The following is a 16444-nucleotide window of genomic DNA, read 5'->3' as shown; positions in this document are numbered from 1 at the left end:
ATAGATTGCCACGATGACCGACTTCGCCTCGATGCACCGCCGCCTTCGCCGTGCGCTCGACGTGTCCTCGTTGCTCGTGCTCGGGGCTTTGGCTCCCGCATGCGCCGCGGGTCAGGAGCAGGAGCCGGATGCGAAGTCCAAGACCGAGGTAGTCGAGACCGAGGTGACCAAGGTCGACGACACCAAGCTCGACGACACCAAGACCGACGACACCAAGCTCGACGACACCAAGACCGACGACACCAAGCTCGACGACACCAAGCTCGACGACACCAAGACCGTCGAGCCGCCACCCGATGCGATCCCGCATCCGAAGGAACGGAGCCGGCCGACGTGTCCAACGACCCAGTGGTGTGCCCCCCGGAGCCTGGTCGAGTCGATGCGCACCGAGTTCGCGATCGCGTCCGAGGACGTCGAAGGCTGCCCCCGCGTCGTCGATGGCACGATCAGGCTCGACGCGAAGCTCCTCGAGGGTCACGAGCCTCCACCGCGCGGCGTGAGCCAGAGGGGCAGCCTGAACGTCGACACGACCAAGGCCAAGCGCACGGAGGGTGACACCGAGACCTGCTGCTACGACTGGACGATACCGTGTCCAGGCGGGCGCCCGCTGCTCATCGATGGACGCCCATGGATCGCGGCTCTGCGTGCAGGCCATGGTTGGTCGGCCCGGTTGCCCGAGCTCCCGCCATCGTCCGCGCTGCCCCCTGACACCCGCGCCCGCATTGGCGAGCAGTGGTTGCACGACGCCCTGACCGAGCACGCATCGATCGCCTCGTTCGCCCGCGCGCGCGAGGAGCTGCGGGGCATCGGCGCCCCGCTGGCACTCCTGGAGGCGTGCGAGCGCGCTGCGCAGGACGAGGTGGAGCACGCACGACTGTGCTTTGGGCTGGCCGAGCGCTATGGCGGACGAGCGCTCGAGCCCACCGCGCTTCCCGAGATCTCGCCGCGCAGCGCCGATCCGCGGGAGGTCGCGCTCGACACCTTCGTGGAGGGCTGTGTCGGCGAGACGATCGCGGCCGTGTGTGCCCGACGGGCCGCTGGCGAGGCGACCGATCCGGTCGCCCGTGCGGTGCTCGAGCGCATTGCCGACGACGAAACCGAGCACGCGGCGCTGGCTTGGCGCACGGTTGCGTGGCTCGTGCAGCGCGAGGGACCGCGCGTGTCGATGGCGATCGCTGCCCTGGCCGACGAGCTGCGGCCTCGCGATGCGGAGCTGCCGGAGGCGAGCCCCGATGCCGCGTGGTTGCTCGACCATGGCCGCCTCGACCCACGTGCCCTGGCCCAGGCCCGGATGCACACGTGGCGCGAGCTGATCGATCCGCTGCTCGCAGCGCTCGGTGGCCCCACCACGAGCGCGCCGGCCCGCGCCCCAAGTCTTCGACCGAGCTGAGCGTCACCCGGGATCGGGCATCGGGACCACCGTGCGCCCGCCATTCGCAGGTTGCCCACGCGAATTGCGTCTCACTTCTTCGCCGCGCGCTTCTTCCTCGCGGCCGGCTGCTTCTTGACCGCCGTCTTCTTCTTGGCCCCCGTCTTCTTCTTCGCCCCCGTCTTCTTCTTCGCCGCCGTCTTCTTCTTCACCGCCGACTTCTTCGCCGTCTTCTTCTTCCCCGTCTTCTTCTTCGCCCCCGTCTTCTTCGCCGACGTCTTCTTCTTCGCCGACGTCTTCTTCTTCTTCGCCGTCTTCTTCTTCGCCGTCTTCTTCGCCGCCGCCGCCGTCTTCTTCGCCGCCGGCTCCTCGGACTTGGCCGTCACCTCCGTCTTCGGCTGCGGGAGCTTGCCGAGCAACGGGTCCAGTGCCCGCTCCAGCACCTCGTCGTCGCACTCGAGCCCGAACTGAATCACCTCGGCGACCACCGTCTCGGTCCCCGCCTCGAAGATGGACCCGCTGTCCACCATGTAGAGCCATGCGTCGTAGCGTGGAGTCCCGTCTGCATCGACGATCGTGCGCAGCTCGAGGAACCGAGGATGGATGCGCTCGTCCTCTTGGCCGTCGGGGCCACGGCCCAGGATCTCTTCGGCCGTCTCCTCGGCGCCGCCGTAGAGGCGATTGGCGATCTCGAGCTGCCGCCGTCGAACGTCGTCGAGCGCGTCGAGAGTCACGGGATCGAGCACGGCACCCACTCGAAGGTCGGGCGTGGGCGCGTCGGAATCGGAGGAGGAAGGCGTGGCTTGGTCGTCGAGATCGGTCACGGGGACGATCAAGCCCTCTTCGGACCCGTTGACGCAACCCCATCCGCCCGGTCGGCCGTGATCTTTCGGATGGAGCCGGTCGAATGGAGCTCATCGAGGAGCACCTCGATGGCCTTGGCTTCGTGCTCCACGGCGTGGCGTGCCACCAGCTCATCGACGATCCATGCGCGTTCGGTGCGGAGATCGTCGAGTAGCCCCTTCATGCCGGCGCTGCAGCGCAGCGCGACGCCGACACTGACGACGAGCAGCTCGGAGCCGTCCGGGCAGCACTGGAGCAACCTGGAATCCGACGAGATGCAATCGCCTGCGCGGAGCACGTCATCGGGTGAGCGCCGCGGATGCTTCATCCCCAGGCTCGTGCTGGCGCAAAGCCACTGCTGTCGAACGCGCGCATACAGCTCCTCGTCGAGGGCCCCGATCGCGCGCGCGCACGTCTCGTCTACGATCGGGTCGGAGATGCCGCCCACGGGATGGGGCGCGGCGTCCTGCGGAAAGCAGACCGCGATCGTGTTCCTGAGCACGTGGTCGACGGCAGCCTCGAGGAGTGCGTCGAGCGTCAGGAACGGCGGCACGAGGCTGACGGAGACGCACATGTGCGGCTCCTCGTCGATGGCCTCGCCGACGTGCCACGCCTCGCCCGGCCAGTACAGGAGCTCGCCAGGGTTTCCGTCGATCGTCACCGAGGCCCACGACTCCGGCATGTAGTCGGAGGGCCGTTGCGAGAGCGCACGCTCGAGCGCGGGATTGGCCTCGACCTGGGGGCCGCTCCACAGCCGCATGCGCTTGCGACCGGAGATGACGAACTGGAAGACGTCCGCACACTGCTGGTCGGCGTGCGCTCCAAAGGCCGTGCGATCGTAGTTGCCGAGGAATGCAATCACCGCTGGCGTCGCACGAATGCCGTTCAGGCTCTGATAATCGAAGATGAAATCGCGCACACGCTCACAGAATGCGAAATCGACCAACTGGAGGCCATTGACCACCAGACCGAAGCGTTGGCCGTCGAGCAGCCGCATCATGCGTTCGGTGTACGCGGCGAGGCTCACGTCGCTCTCGCGCGGCAAGAACTCGGCCGGAGCGTGCGCGAGGCCCGCCCCCTCATATCGCGCGTCGCGAGCCTCCGGACACACGAAGAACCGCACCTTGATGTCAGGGATGTCTCGGTTGCGACCCCGCTCGTCGACATTCCGGCAGGCGGCAACGATCCATCCCCACAACTCTTCTTCCGAGGCGAGGTGAGCGCGCAGCACGCGTGGATACCGAGATGCGCGATCGAGCGCGAAGTCATCGACAGGGAGCTTGGATGTTCGATTGTGTGACATCTCGCGCGTCAGTCGATGATGGTACCATTTGCCTTGGCGTCGCGGAGCGATACGACCATGGCCGAGACTCTTCACTCCGAATCAGCGCTGCGGATTCCACTGGTGCGGCACCTCCTCGAGGACCCCGCGATCCAGTTGATCGAGCGAGGAATCGACAACACCTGGTTCTATCGACAATGCGTCTCGCAGCAGATGACGGGATTCAACCCGTTCTCTACATCCGTGTTCTATCCGGCCATCTCCACGCTCGCGACCTGGTTGCCCAATCGCGCGCAGTCGGCGCGTGAGCACAACCGGCATGATCGGCTCGTTCGCGAGCTGAACGGCGCCTTCCACGACTACCTGCACTGCTGGGGGGTGCTGGCGATCAACGAGCTCATGCCCAAGCTCGGTTTCGGGCGCACGCCGATCACCGAGAAGAACATCGAGGACTTCGTATTCTGTCAAGCCGTCGCGGAGATCGCCGCCAGCGTCGGCACCGACTACTGGTACCTCTGCGCGACCGACCTGAACGAATTCTGCGATCTGGGCACGGCTCCGTATCAGGGCTACCAGACTCGCTACGACGAGCGCGCTCTGCCCGAGTACCGCAGGTTCAATCCGTCCTTGACCGTGCAGCGACGGGAGTTCTTTCACGAGTTCGCGCAGATCTATCTCACCGGAAGCATCGACGGCTTCGACCTGGCGGACGTGCGGTCGAGCCCCCGGCTGGAAGCGTGGTTGAGCCACGAACTGCGCCAGGCCGTGCAGGTGCGGGCGTACTCGCGCCAGTGGTTCTCCTACCTGGCACATCAACCGATCGCGTACTCGAACGAGCAGCTCGTCGCCCCCTTCGAGACCATCCGAGGATGGAGACGGGAGCTGATGATCGGGATGAGCGAGATGCTCTGGGAGAAGATCAAGGGCGGGAAATTGCACCGGTTCGAGAGCTGGGATCGCGAGGAATCCTGGACCAGGCCCAGGCAGCGTCCGATCGACTTTCGCTTCGTCAACCTCAATTGCGTCGAGCCCGGAGAGCTCCGTGGCTTCGACTTCGACGAGTGTCCAGAGGGGGTGTTTCGCCTCTACGTGTATCAGCGACTGAGCCAGATGAAGTTTCGTCCGGGCGATGGTTTGCTCGCGCAGCTGCTCCCGCGCGTCATCGATACACGAGACCCATCGCTGGTCTCGTGGTTGCTCCAGCACCACGAGCGGGTCACCGCGTCGCACAGCGAGCCCGACCATGTCTTCTTTCCGCCCTGACCGGAGCACGCGATCCGTCAGTGACCGGCAGTGACCGTCAGTCCTGCGACAGGCCCGACTGCCGCAGGAAGGCCGTCGTGGTCGGTGCCCGCGCACGAAAGTCGATGAAGACGTCCATCGGATGGCGACTGCCGCCGAGCGCCAGCACGGTGTCGCCGAATCGCCGGCCGATGGTGGCCATGCCCTCGAGGTCGTCGAGCCCCACCTCCTCGAAGGCAGCGAACGCGTCGGCGGCGAGCACCTCCGCCCACTGATAGGAGTAGTAGCCCGCACCATAGTTCCACGAGAAGACGTGGATGAAGCTACAGATGGACCGATCGCCCTCGAACCGCCGACCGATCTCGGTCGAGGCCGAGACTCTCGCCTGTAGATCCTCGAGCGACTCGGGGCCGTCGGGGTCGAAGCTATGATGGAGCTCGAGGTCGAGAAGGGCGAACCGAAGCTGGTGAAGGTTCGCCCTTCCGGCATGGAACGTACGCGCCGCACGGAGCCTCTCGATCGACTCCTGGGGAAGTGGCTGCCCCGTCTCGACGTGAGCCGTCATTCGTCGCAGCGTCTGTGCATGATGGCACCACTTCTCCATGAACAGGCTCGGAAGCTCGATCGCGTCCCACTCGATGTTGCTGTTACCCGCCACCAGCCCATACGGCACCTTCGTCAGCACGTGCTGCAGCGCGTGCCCGAATTCGTGGAACAAGGTCTGCATGTCCTCGAACGACAGCAGGGCGGGCCGAGAGCCGATGGGCCGGACGAAGTCGCACATGACGTACGCGGTGGGAAGTCGATCGCCGCCGCCATCCGGGCGCGGAAAGAGGGCACTTCGCCGGAGCCCGCCAGTGACCCACGCACCGCCGTTCTTGTTTGCACGCACATGGAGGTCCAGGAACAACATCCCGAGCGGTGTCCCGCGCTCGTCCTCCACGAGATGGCAGCGCACGTCCTGATGCCAGCCCGCCGGTTCCGGCACCTCGCGGATCGTCACGCCGAACAAGCGATCGATCAGCTCGAGCAGGCCCTCGAGCACCCGCGGCAATGGACAGTACGCGCGCACCTGCTCTGCGTCGATGCCATGGCATGCCTCGCGCGCGCGCTCCATCCAGAACAGGCGGTCCCAGGGCTGGAGGTCGTCGGCCTCGGGGGCGCCGGCTCGTCGGGCCAGCTCGACGAGCTCGTCCAGCTCACGCTGCGCGACCGGGTAGACAACCCGACGAAGCTCTTCGAGCCACTCCAGGACGCGGGCGACGCTACCGGCCATCCGGCGTGAGAGCTGGCATTCCGCCCAGCTCTCGGCGCCGAGGAGCGCCGCGCATTCACGACGCCGGCGGAGGATCTCGAGGATGACCGGACGATTGTCCACGGAGCCCGAGGAGGCCCGGGTGACCATGGCCTCGTGGAGCCGCTCGCGTAGGTCGCGGCGCCGGCTGTGGAGCATGAAGGGGCGGAAGCTCCCCTCGTCCAGGGTGATCCGCCAGGGACCCGTCTCGGCCGTGGCACCGGGGACGGAGCTCGCATGCGCGGCGAGCTCCAGCAGGCTCCGAGGCAGACCGGCGACCTCGGACGGCTCGGTCAAGTCCATCGCGAAGGTCGCGGTGGCGTCGAGCACATTGTTCGAGAAGGTCGTGCACAGAGCCTCCACCTCGAGGGTGAGCTGAAGGAATCGGCGCCGGGGCGCTTCCGCGAGGGCCACTCCGCTCAGGACTGCGTCCTGCAACAGCGCCTCGACGGTGCGTTGCTGGCCTTCGTTCAGCGTCGCCCACCTGGGGCCCCGCCGCAACGACTGCAGCTTGTCGAAGATCGCTCGACTCTGCCGGAGCTTCATCGTGAAGTCCAGGACGCGCGATTGCGTCGCCTGATGGGCAGCGCGCAGCTCGGGCGTGTTCTTCACCGACAGCAGGTGCTCCACGGAGCCCCAGACGAAGTGAATGCGATCGTCGATGCGCTCGATGCCGCACACGAGCTCGGCCCAATCCGGCGCCGCCTCGTTCTCGAGTATGACCCGCGCAGCCTCGACCTCGCGGAGCAGCGCATCGACGCCGGGAATCACATGCTCGGCCCGCAGATGGGCGAAGTCGACCACGCCCGTCTCGACGGTGAGCGGATTATCGGCATGAGCGAGAGCCACGGACTCCACCGAGGCAAGCTATCATGACCCGTGTCGTCGTACAGAGGCCCGTCATCCATCTTCGGTGAGCCGGCGCGCATCGTCGAACCTGCGCTCCTCGATCAATGCTCGGTGCGCGATCTCCAAGAAGGACTGCATCGCCGGGAGCAGATCGTCTACACGCACAACGGCAACCGAACCCTTCAGCCGGAGGAACTGCTGGAGCGCATCCGGCGAGTGGCACCGCTCGCAGGCATCCAGCGAGTCGCCAACATCTCGCACCTCGCGGACAGCAGCTTCTACGTGTTTCAGTCCTGTCGGCCCAATCTTCACTGGCACAGCTCGAGCGGGCAGAACACCGGAGCTCAAGGCAAGGGCCGCACGCCGACGCAAGCCAAGATTTCCTGCATGATGGAGGCCCTCGAAGGATTCTGCCAGGAGCCGCGCAGCCCCCGGTTGATCCGCGGCTCGTACGACCATCTTCGTCACCAGCACCTGCTGCTCGACCCCCAGTACCTCGAGCTCGTGGAGGGCGTCGAGCCGCCGGCTCACTCCGAGCCGCTCATGTGGACGCCGGCCTACTCCGTCGAGCTGGACGCGGAGCTATGGGTGCCCGCCGAGGCGATCTACTTTCCGTTCTTGCCCGAGGACTACCAGGTGCAGAGCTGGTTTCCCTGCGTCACGGTCGGGGTCGCGGCCGGGGCCACCTACCTCGAGGCGGCGACACATGCGCTGTACGAGCTGATCGAGACCTACTACCAGCGCTGCTTGCAGGAGAAGATGGTCGAGATCACGGAGCTCGACCAGGACGATCTTCGCTCACAGGGCGACCTCGGCCCGGTGCTTCCACAGGTGAACGATGAGTACGCGGTGCGTCTCTACGCGGCGCGGCTGCCAGGTGTGCGCAACATTCCGATGGTCTTTGCCTATCTCATCGGCGCGGACCGAAAGCTCTACGCCGGCTATGGAGCCTGCGCCGATGTCCCGACGGCCATCAGTCGTGCCGTCAGCGAAGCCGTCCAGTCGCTCGTGACCGTTCTCAGCGGCACCCGCGAGGACATCCCGAAGAAGGCCATGGCACCGTCGAGCGAGCGCTACGATCCGAACGAGCGCTCGGCGCAGAGGCGCTACCCCGTTCGAACGCTCGCAGAGTACACGCAGGAGGTCGACGAACGACACTTCGCGGACCTCCGAAGCGAATTCGAGTGGATCGTCGATTGGCTGCACGAGCTCGGCTTCCACAAGGTGTGCATCGCGAACCTCACTCGATCCGGTATGGACATCCCGGTGGTCAAGGCGCTCGTCCCGAGGATGCCGCCGCGAAGCGATCACCGCGGGCGAGAGCGAGCAACGCTCGATGCGATTCAGGCGGCCAGGTTCGGCTGGGCGTACAAGAGCTGAGTATGCGAGCGATGCGAACGATGCGAGCGAAAATGCCTCGAGAGCACGAGACCATCTGATACATCCGACATATTCGACAGTAGTCAGGACGAGCGAAGACGCTCCAAGTGCTCGAAAAGCAACATGGAACAATTGGCAGAAATGCGCCTACAGGCCACGAGCGTGCTTGCGGGCATCATGTGAGGCTGATAAGCTACATGGCCCTTACGGGCAAAGGAGTCTCTGATGGAAAAGAAGTCGAAGAAGAAGCTGACCGTCGAGGAGCTCGATCTCGAGCAACTCGAGGGCGTCACCGGTGGAACCACGTCTGGCGCACCCGATGCACCCGATGCGCCCGATGCGAAGGAGGTTCCGTTCAAGATGAACACGGGCAAGCCGCTCCCGATCATGAGCTGATCTCGCTCCAATTCGTTTGGCCCTCCCTTCCCCTGGAGGGGAGGGAAACGACATACCACGCGTTTGAAGATCCGAATCCATTCCGGCCGCAGCGTCCCGAGTGTGGAAGTCTCCGAGAGGCTTCCAGGCGCCGAGACTCGTCGCCCCATTCAGCGTGGCGACATCGCGCAGGCGATTCGCGATGGTGTCCATGTGGTGGGCATCATCGACGGTGAGTTCCAGCAAGCGAGGGCCGTTTCGCCCAGCGAGCTGATGGATGCGCTGCGATCGGGGATGCGTGTCTATGGTTCTTCGAGCATCGGCGCCCTGCGGGCGGTCGAACTCGAGCGATACGGCATGATCGGCGTAGGCGCCGTCTTCGCGCTCGCGAAGGAGACGTTCGGCTTCAGGGACGACTTCGTCGCCACGACATTCGACGAGGAGCGCGGCGAGGAGCGCGGCAACGGGCTGCCCTTCGTTGCCTTCGCGCTGAACGCCAGGCGCCTGGTCGCGAGGGGGGCACTCTCGGACTCGGCGGCGGCGAACCTCTGCCAGCACTATGCCCGTCTGCACTTCACACGGCGAAACGAGGCGGCACTCGAGCGCTTGCTCCGCGCATCAGCACCGAGCAGCCAAGAGTTGGTGGAGGCAATGAAGCAAGTCTTCGCCGCGGGCAATCCGCTGCGAGACGATGGACTGGCACTCCTCTCCCGGATCGACACCGATCTGCGCGAGGTGGAAGCACGAAACCAACGGATCGCCTCCTTGCAGCAAGCCGATCGAACAGGCCCTTGGCCCCGAGGTGTCGTCCGTGCTGACGGGAGATGAATTCGCGCTCGAGCGCGAGGTGAAGACGCCTCGTCTGTTGAAGCTCGCGTTCGCCTCGAAGGAAGAGACCTGGCGGTGGATCGTCCGGGCGTGCGAACGCATCGACCACCGCGGAATGAGCACCGAGCTCCCCGGCGTCTCGGCCACCTACTTCGTTCGTCCGGACCGAGAAGATCCACGGTTCGACAGGGTCAATGTTGCCCACGATCCTTCGCCGTTCGTGCCGCTCGCGACCGACGTGGATCTCGCGGGCTACTGTGACCGGGTGACGGCGCTCACGGGTGGCAAGCGCTTCGGAGCCGTCGTGCATGGGCTCGAAGGCGTGAGCGTCGACCTCTGCGAGAGGGTCCGTGAGCTCCTGCGGGACTACCAGCGCCGCAACGGTGTGCGGGCCTCGCCGACGGTCATGGCGATCTTCGGCAACTACGCGCGTCCTGCCTTCGGCGCGCCGCGAGAGAGCGTCGAGGACTACTTCCAGCTCGTCGTTCAGGGACGAACGCGGTTTCGCTACTGGACGGGCGAGACGATCGCGGCCGACTCGTCGCTGGAGCGAGCGCTGCTGCGATCTCCGACCGACTACCAGACCGCGGAGGCGTCCTCGCAGGTCTTCGAGGCCACCGCTGGCGACCTGCTGTACTGGCCGGGGACCACGTGGCACACGAGCGAGGCCGTGGCGGGAACGCCGAGCATGAGCTTGATCGTGCGCCTGAGCGCTCCGTACTTCACGCTCGAGAGGGCGACGCATCGCGCGATCGTGAGCTGCCTGGGGCGGATCTCACGGTCGAGTGCTCTCGAGCAGGAGGCGCCCCGGCCCGGCGAGGAGATGCCGAGCGAGCTCATCCGTGCGAGCTGCGAGAAGCTCGTTCGCGTGCTGGGCACGAAGCTCTCGCCGAGCGTGCGACATCAGTGGCTGTGTGCCCTGACGAACGCGGGGATCAAGTACCCCAGGCAGCAGCGAGGCGCGGTGCTCATGGAAGGCGATCGAATCTGCGCCACGGCCGAGCGACTGCGCTACGTCGTCGTCGGGGACCAGATGTGCGTCGCCAGCCGCGGCCTCGGATTCGTTTCCGACGGCGGCATGGCGCCGATGATCGACGAGCTTCGCTCCGAGCAGGCTCTGCTGGTGAGCGACCTCGTGCGACGATACTCCGCTGAGTACGAGGCGGATGGAGTGAAGCACATCCTCGACATGCTCTACGCGACCGGCGCGGTGAGGCGAGTCGAGAGCAGCGGTTCCGGCTCGGAGGAGCCGACGGCGTAGACCCGATCGCTCGGGCGAAGATGGAAGAGCACGTGATGAGGCGTTACGTCGTCCCGCCCGAGGTGCAGCTGGTGCGGCTTCCGGCCGGGCTGTTCGCGACGACGCCGCTCGGTGCCACGGGATTTACGGGATGCAGCGTCGATCTCATCGAGGAGGTCGTGGCGGTGGCCGGGGCGCACGGAACGGAGGAGGCGATCGTCGCGGCCCTCGCGGAGGACCATGAGGGCGAGGTGATCCGCCAGTGCTTGACGCGACTGACCCGGCGCGGCGTGCTCGAGCTCGACGACGGCGGCGAGGTCGAGGCACGCGATCCATCGGGCGCCGGCTCGCCAGAGGCAGCCGCCTTCGCGGAGGCAGTGCCGGCCAGTGGCGCTTGGGGCGAACGAAGCGAAGGCCGCCGGCCGGAGGTGCTCGTCCTCGGCGCGGGGACGCTCTCCGACGAAGTCTCCGGCCTGTGCCGCATGAGCGGCGCGGAGGTGGTGTGCCAGCCGCTGGGCTGCACGCCGGCGATGCGTGCGATCTACGAGCGGGCCGAGACCGCGCATGTGTTCCCGCCGATGCATGCGCGACGCGATCGGCCCGGCGATGTGGGCGAAGAGGACGGGCAGCGATTGAAGCAGGCGATGGCGCGCGCGGACCTGACGGTACTCTGCCTCGATGACGTGCTGATGGGGCACCTGTACGAGGTTCGCGATCTGGGCCTGGAGGTGGGGCGACCGATCTTGCCGGTGGTGGCGCGCGCCCGGGACGTGCAGGTGGGACCGCTCCTCGTGCCCCAGACCGCGCACAACCTCGAGTCGCTGGTGGTGCAGCCGGGCGAGGCGGGGAGAGGCGTGGATCGGGGGGTGCTGTCGCTGTTCAGCGCGGCGCCGAGTCGATCGCTCTCGCCGGAGATGCGTGCGTCGCTCGCGGCGTTGCTGACCCAGGCCACGCGAGACCCATGGGGGCTGCTGGCGTGGTCTCGACATCGGGTCGGGGAGATCACTCGACAGGAGCCGATCGCGTTCGGCTCCTTGACCGTCGACCCGCACGCCCGCGGCGAGAGCGGCTATCTCCCGACGTACCTCAACGGCAACATCTTCGCGGACGAGCGACGTCTGGCGCAGATCCGCGACGAGCTGTTCCGTGAGCGCCTGGTAGCGATCCGGAACGCATTCGATCCCGAGTTTGCCGAGGCCGTCCACCGGCACCTCGATCGGGTCGCTCACTGGAACCACAGCGTGGCCCACGAGCCCGGCTTTCAATTCTCGTATCTCGACATGACGGGTGTCGACTTGCTCCCGCCCCTCAAGAGCTTGTGGGCGGCGATGCTCGGCACACGATCGCGTGCGTGGATGGAGGCGCTGTGTGGCCGTCCCTGTGATGGCCAGGTCGAGGTGACCAGCAGCTGGTACCCTCCGTTCGGCTACGTCACGCCTCATACCGACGGCGGAGCGAGGCGTTCCATCGCGCTGGTGTGGCACCTGACCAAGGACTGGGACGACCACTGGGGGGGCGACTTCCTCTGGTATCCGAGCGGCAGTGTCTTCCGGGCCAGCTTCAACAGTCTCTTCATGTTCCGGGTCACGGCGAACCGTAGCCTCCACGCGATCGCGCCCGTCAGCCCGGTGGCTCGTGCCAAACGCATGGCGGTCGTCCTGTGGTGCGGGACGAGCGAGGCCAACAGCTGGAACACGAGCAGCCGCGTCGAGCACGACGAGATCGTCGCGCAGACGTGTGTGCCGCCGGTCCGGCGAGGCACTTCGCTGATGAGCCTCCCGAGCCCCGGTCACCAGGGGCAGGGCCACTCTCACCTCGACGGGCGGCGGTGAACGTGCAGACCGGCGCCATCGACTGGGAGCAATTCGAGCGCCTGGGCAAGGCCGTCGCGCAAGCCTGGAAGGCGAGCGACTACGACGAGGAGCGCTTCCCCGAGCTCGCGCAGGCGGCGTTGGAGGCGTTCGACTTCGATCGAACCTTCGATCTGGGGGAGGCCGTCCGGTGGATCCTGACGCGGAGCGAGAGCCCGGGGACGCCCCAGTTCGCCGATTGCCACCTGACGGTATTTCGCACCGATCGATTCGTCATCGATCTGAACATCTGGGTGCACTCCGGGATCGTCGTTCATTCCCATGCCTTCGCCGGTGCGTTCCAGGTGTTCGCGGGGAGCAGCTTCCACGCCCCGTTCGTGTTCACCCCCCATCGCAGACTCGGCTCGCAGCTGCTGCTCGGGGCGGCCGAGCCCCGCGCGCTGGAATACCTCGTGCCGGGCGACACCGTCGCGATCCGACCGGGCCTGGGTGGACTCAACCACGCGCTGGTCCATCGCGAGCGCCCCTCGGCCACCGTCGTGGTGCGAACGGATTTCTTGCCCTGGCACGAGCCGCAGTACGAGCTGCTGCCGCCGTTCATCGCGTGCGCGCCTCACCCTGCGAGCAACCGCAACCGGCTCATGCAGGCGCATCACGGCCTGCGCGCGCTGTTCGACACGAACCCGGAGGCGTTCGCCCGCACGCTGGTCGAGGATGTGTCGCGGATCGATGCGCCGTCGCTCGTCCAGCTGTTCGCCGCGTGCACACACGAAATCCAGGTGTCGGGGTGCCTGGAGGAGCTGATCCAGGCCGCCGTCGCCCATCACCCCGCGCTGGATGGTCTGCTCGCTCCCGTGCACCGGCAGCGGCACCGGCTGCAGCTCCTCGAGCGGACCCGCGCCAAGGTGGTGCTCGACCGCGAGCTCAACACCCTGTCCGCGCTCCTGCAATGGGGGCGCTCGCGCGAGGAGATCTACGGCTGGATTGGCAGGCTCGACCCGAGCCAGTGCGACGAGGCCACGATCGTCGCTCGCCTCGCCCAGCTCTTCGACAAGTCGGCGCTGTCCCTGCGCTTGCCCGAGCCCGCCCGCCGGCCGCTGCTCGAAGCGGCGCTCTCGGACGAGGATGAAGGGCAGATGCTGCAGCGAGCTCATGCGGAGTACGAAATGCAGCCCGACGCCGACGACAAGCTGCGCACGATCTACCAGCGTCTGCTCGGGATGCCCGAGCTGGCCATGCTCCTAGCCAGGGCGTGATGATCCGTCATGGAGGTTCCATGTCGTCGTTCTTGCCAACCTACCTCGACCCAGAATCCTTCACCCAGCCGGCAAACCTGGACTGGATCCGCAACGAGCTCGCGCAGGATCGACTGGTCATCGTTCGCGACGCGTTCCACCGTGAGCTGGCGGAGGCACTCCACGCCGAGCTGGAGCGTGCGTCGTGCTGGAGCGTGCGCCGCGACTACGGCAAGCACCACCAGGTGTTCCACGAGGTGCTCGGCGGAGAGGCGCTGACGCCCGGTCTGCAGACCCTCGGTGAGGCCTGGCGCAGCACGGCGACGCGCGAGTGGATCGAGCAGCTCCGCGGCCGGCGGTTCGTCGGGACGGCGCAGGTCGAGGCGATGTGGCTCTACCCGGGCCACTACGTGAGCGCGTACGCCAAGCCCGCCGGGCGATCCATGTCGATGTACTGGGATCTGACCAGGGACTGGGACGACGAATGGGGAGGCAACCTCGTCTGGCTGGCCAGCGGGACCGTGATCCGGCCGAGCTTCAACACGCTCCTCTTGTGTTCCGATGTCCCGGGAGTCGATCGATACTCCATCACGCCCGTCAACCCGACCGCTCGAGGAAGGCGGTTCGCCGTGACGTTCCTGCGGTGCGAGGAGATCGCTGCGGACGAGGACGCGCTCGATCTCGATGGCGGGCGGCATCCCCTGGTGGCGGCGACCGAGATGGCACCGATCCACATCGACGATGACATCCTTGCGATGCCGGGCTTTCGCGAGCCGGGCGAGGCGACGTCGTAGGTCCCCATGGTGAGGCGCTACATCGTCCCGGCCGAGGTGCAGCTGGTGCGGCTTCCGACCGGGCTGTTCGCGACGACGCCGCTCGGCGCCACGGGGTTCACGGGAGGCAGCGTCGGGATCCTCGAGGAGATCGTGGTGGCGGCGGCGGCGTACGGGACCGAGGAGGCGATCGTCGCGGCGTTCGAGGAGGACTACGAGGGTGAGGCGATCCGCCGCTGCTTGACGCTGTTGACCCGGCGCCACGTGCTGGCGTGCGAGGAAGACGACGAGTCCGGAGCGCGCGCTCCATCGGGCGCAGGGTCACCGGAGGCAGGGGCTCCCGCCGAGGTGGTGCCAGCGAAGGGGTCGCCGGGCGAAGGCCGTCGTCCAAGGATGCTCGTCCTCGGCGCGGGGAGGCTCGCCGACGAGATCTCGAGCCTCTGCCGCGAAGGCGGGGTCGAGGTGGTGTGCCAGCCGCTCGGCTGCACGCCGGCGATGCGCGTGCTCCACGAGCAAGCCGAGACCGCGCACGTGTTCCCGCCGGTGCCCGCACATCCTGGTCGGCCCCGTGATGCGGAGGAGGACGACGCGCAGCCGTTGAAACAGGCGATGGAGCGCGCGGACCTGACGGTGCTCTGCCTCGACGACGTGCTGATGGCGCACCTCTACGAGATCCGTGATCTGGGCGTGGAGCTGGGGCGGCCGATCTTGCCGGTGGTGGCGCGCGCCGAGGACGTGCAAGTGGGGCCGCTCCTCGTGCCCCAAACGGCGCACAGCCTCGAGTCGCTGATGGTGCAGCCGGGGGCGGCGGGCAAGGGGGTCGGTCGGGAAGCGCTGTCGCTGTTCACCGCGCCGCCGAGCCGGCCGTTGTCGTCGGGCGCGCGGGCGTCACTGGCGGGACTGCTGGCCCGGGCCGCGCGGGACCCATGGGGACTGCTGGCGTGGTCGCGACATTGGGTCGGGGAGACGACTCGACGGGAGCCGATCGCGTTCGACTCCCTGACCGTCGACCCGCACGCCCGCGGCGCGAGTGGTCATCTACCGACGTACCTCAACAGCGACATCTTCGCGGACGAGCGGCGGCTCGGGCAGATTCGCGAGCAACTCTCCAGCGGGCGCCTGGTCGCGATCCAGAACGCGTTCGACCCCGAGTTTGCCGAGGCCGTGCACCTGCATCTCGACCAACCGACGCCGTGGGAGACGAGCATCTCGTACGAGTACTTGCAGTTCATCTATCGCAAGATCGAGGGTGCCAGCCTTCCGCTCCCATTGAGGAGCTTGTGGACGGCCCTGCTCGGTACGCGATCTCGTGAGTGGATGGAGGCGCTGTGTGGCCGTCCCTGCGATGGCGACGTGGATCTGCTGGCCTTCTGGTACATGCCCGGTGGCTACGCGACGCCGCACTCCGACGGAGGCAGCGGCCGATCCATCGCGCTGGTGTGGCACCTGACCAAGGACTGGGATGACCGCTGGGGGGGAGAGTTCATCTGGCATCCGAGCGGCACCGTGTTTCGACCGAGCTTCAACAGCCTCTTCATGTTCCAGGTCGCCGCCAACCAGAGCGTCCACTCGATCGCGCCCATCAGCCCCGTCGCGCGCGGCCCTCGGCGGGCTGCGGTCATGTGGTACGGAACACATCGGCCTCACGACTGGAACAGCAGTCGAGGCACGAGCAAGCAGGCACTCATCCCGTACAGCAGCCAGCGACCCGTCGAGCGGACCACGACGGTGGTGAGCATTCCCCGCCCGGGGAGAAGGCCGCGCTCCTGACCGCCCGCGACGCCTCAGTCGGAGGTAGTATACTCGCCGCCGTGCTGGCCGAGGTGCAGGCCCCAGGAGCGAAGCAGGGTGATGGGCTCGTGAGCGAGAGCGGGAGACAGTGAGATGGTTGGTCCATCGTCGATTCGTCGCGCATCCGTTGCG

The 16444-nt window shown here is 66.9% G+C and carries 13 protein-coding genes; 10 read left to right on the top strand and 3 right to left on the bottom strand.

The features are described 5' to 3' along the window. Positions 1-13 precede the first annotated feature (13 nt). Positions 14-1390, top strand: a complete 1377-nt coding sequence (locus OEB96_RS07940; RefSeq protein WP_266214868.1) for a ferritin-like domain-containing protein — start codon at positions 14-16, stop codon at positions 1388-1390. Between the two features lie 71 nt (positions 1391-1461). On the opposite strand, the gene OEB96_RS07935 is transcribed toward OEB96_RS07940, so the two are convergent. Both OEB96_RS07935 and OEB96_RS07930 read right to left on the bottom strand, forming a co-directional pair. Beyond that, positions 1462-2193, bottom strand: coding sequence for a hypothetical protein (locus tag OEB96_RS07935; protein WP_266214867.1), 732 nt, complete (start codon positions 2191-2193; stop codon positions 1462-1464). Positions 2194-2201: 8 nt separating this feature from the next. Further along, on the bottom strand, positions 2202-3443 hold the full coding sequence (locus OEB96_RS07930) for a JmjC domain-containing protein (RefSeq protein ID WP_266214866.1): 1242 nt from the start codon (positions 3441-3443) through the stop codon (positions 2202-2204). 129 nt (positions 3444-3572) lie between these two features. Here OEB96_RS07930 and OEB96_RS07925 point away from each other — a divergent pair, with 129 nt between their 5' ends. After that, entirely contained in the window at positions 3573-4757 is a 1185-nt protein-coding gene (locus OEB96_RS07925; RefSeq protein ID WP_266214865.1) for a hypothetical protein, read from the top strand. Between the two features lie 37 nt (positions 4758-4794). On the opposite strand, the gene OEB96_RS07920 is transcribed toward OEB96_RS07925, so the two are convergent. Further along, positions 4795-6888, bottom strand: coding sequence for a M3 family metallopeptidase (locus tag OEB96_RS07920; protein WP_266214864.1), 2094 nt, complete (start codon positions 6886-6888; stop codon positions 4795-4797). A gap of 21 nt (positions 6889-6909) precedes the next feature. On the opposite strand from OEB96_RS07920, the gene OEB96_RS07915 reads away from it, so the two are divergent. From OEB96_RS07915 to OEB96_RS07880, 8 genes are all read left to right on the top strand, one after another. Next, positions 6910-8259 (top strand): YcaO-like family protein, encoded by a 1350-nt coding sequence (locus tag OEB96_RS07915; protein ID WP_266214863.1) that lies wholly within the window; start codon positions 6910-6912, stop codon positions 8257-8259. A 225-nt stretch (positions 8260-8484) separates the two neighbouring features. After that, entirely contained in the window at positions 8485-8655 is a 171-nt protein-coding gene (locus OEB96_RS07910; protein ID WP_266214862.1) for a hypothetical protein, read from the top strand. A 102-nt stretch (positions 8656-8757) separates the two neighbouring features. Continuing rightward, a complete protein-coding gene (locus tag OEB96_RS07905) occupies positions 8758-9462 on the top strand; it encodes a TfuA-like protein (RefSeq protein WP_266214861.1) in 705 nt (234 codons plus the stop codon). Continuing rightward, positions 9446-10723: a hypothetical protein gene (locus OEB96_RS07900; RefSeq protein ID WP_266214860.1), complete on the top strand. Its 1278-nt coding sequence runs from the start codon at positions 9446-9448 to the stop codon at positions 10721-10723. The genes OEB96_RS07905 and OEB96_RS07900 overlap by 17 nt, the downstream gene beginning before the upstream one ends. Positions 10724-10758: 35 nt before the next feature. Continuing rightward, positions 10759-12534 (top strand): 2OG-Fe(II) oxygenase family protein, encoded by a 1776-nt coding sequence (locus OEB96_RS07895; RefSeq protein ID WP_266214859.1) that lies wholly within the window; start codon positions 10759-10761, stop codon positions 12532-12534. Further along, positions 12531-13769, top strand: coding sequence for a hypothetical protein (locus OEB96_RS07890; RefSeq protein WP_266214858.1), 1239 nt, complete (start codon positions 12531-12533; stop codon positions 13767-13769). Before OEB96_RS07895 ends, OEB96_RS07890 begins: the two co-directional genes overlap by 4 nt. Before the next feature lie 20 nt (positions 13770-13789). Further along, a complete protein-coding gene (locus OEB96_RS07885; RefSeq protein WP_266214856.1) occupies positions 13790-14542 on the top strand; it encodes a hypothetical protein in 753 nt (250 codons plus the stop codon). Between the two features lie 6 nt (positions 14543-14548). Then, positions 14549-16291: a 2OG-Fe(II) oxygenase family protein gene (locus OEB96_RS07880; protein ID WP_266214855.1), complete on the top strand. Its 1743-nt coding sequence runs from the start codon at positions 14549-14551 to the stop codon at positions 16289-16291. Positions 16292-16444 lie beyond the last annotated feature (153 nt).

Source organism: Paraliomyxa miuraensis (assembly GCF_026337845.1).
In the GTDB taxonomy this organism is placed as follows: domain Bacteria; phylum Myxococcota_A; class Polyangia; order Nannocystales; family Nannocystaceae; genus Paraliomyxa; species Paraliomyxa miuraensis.
This window is presented reverse-complemented; position numbering and strand designations above follow the sequence as displayed.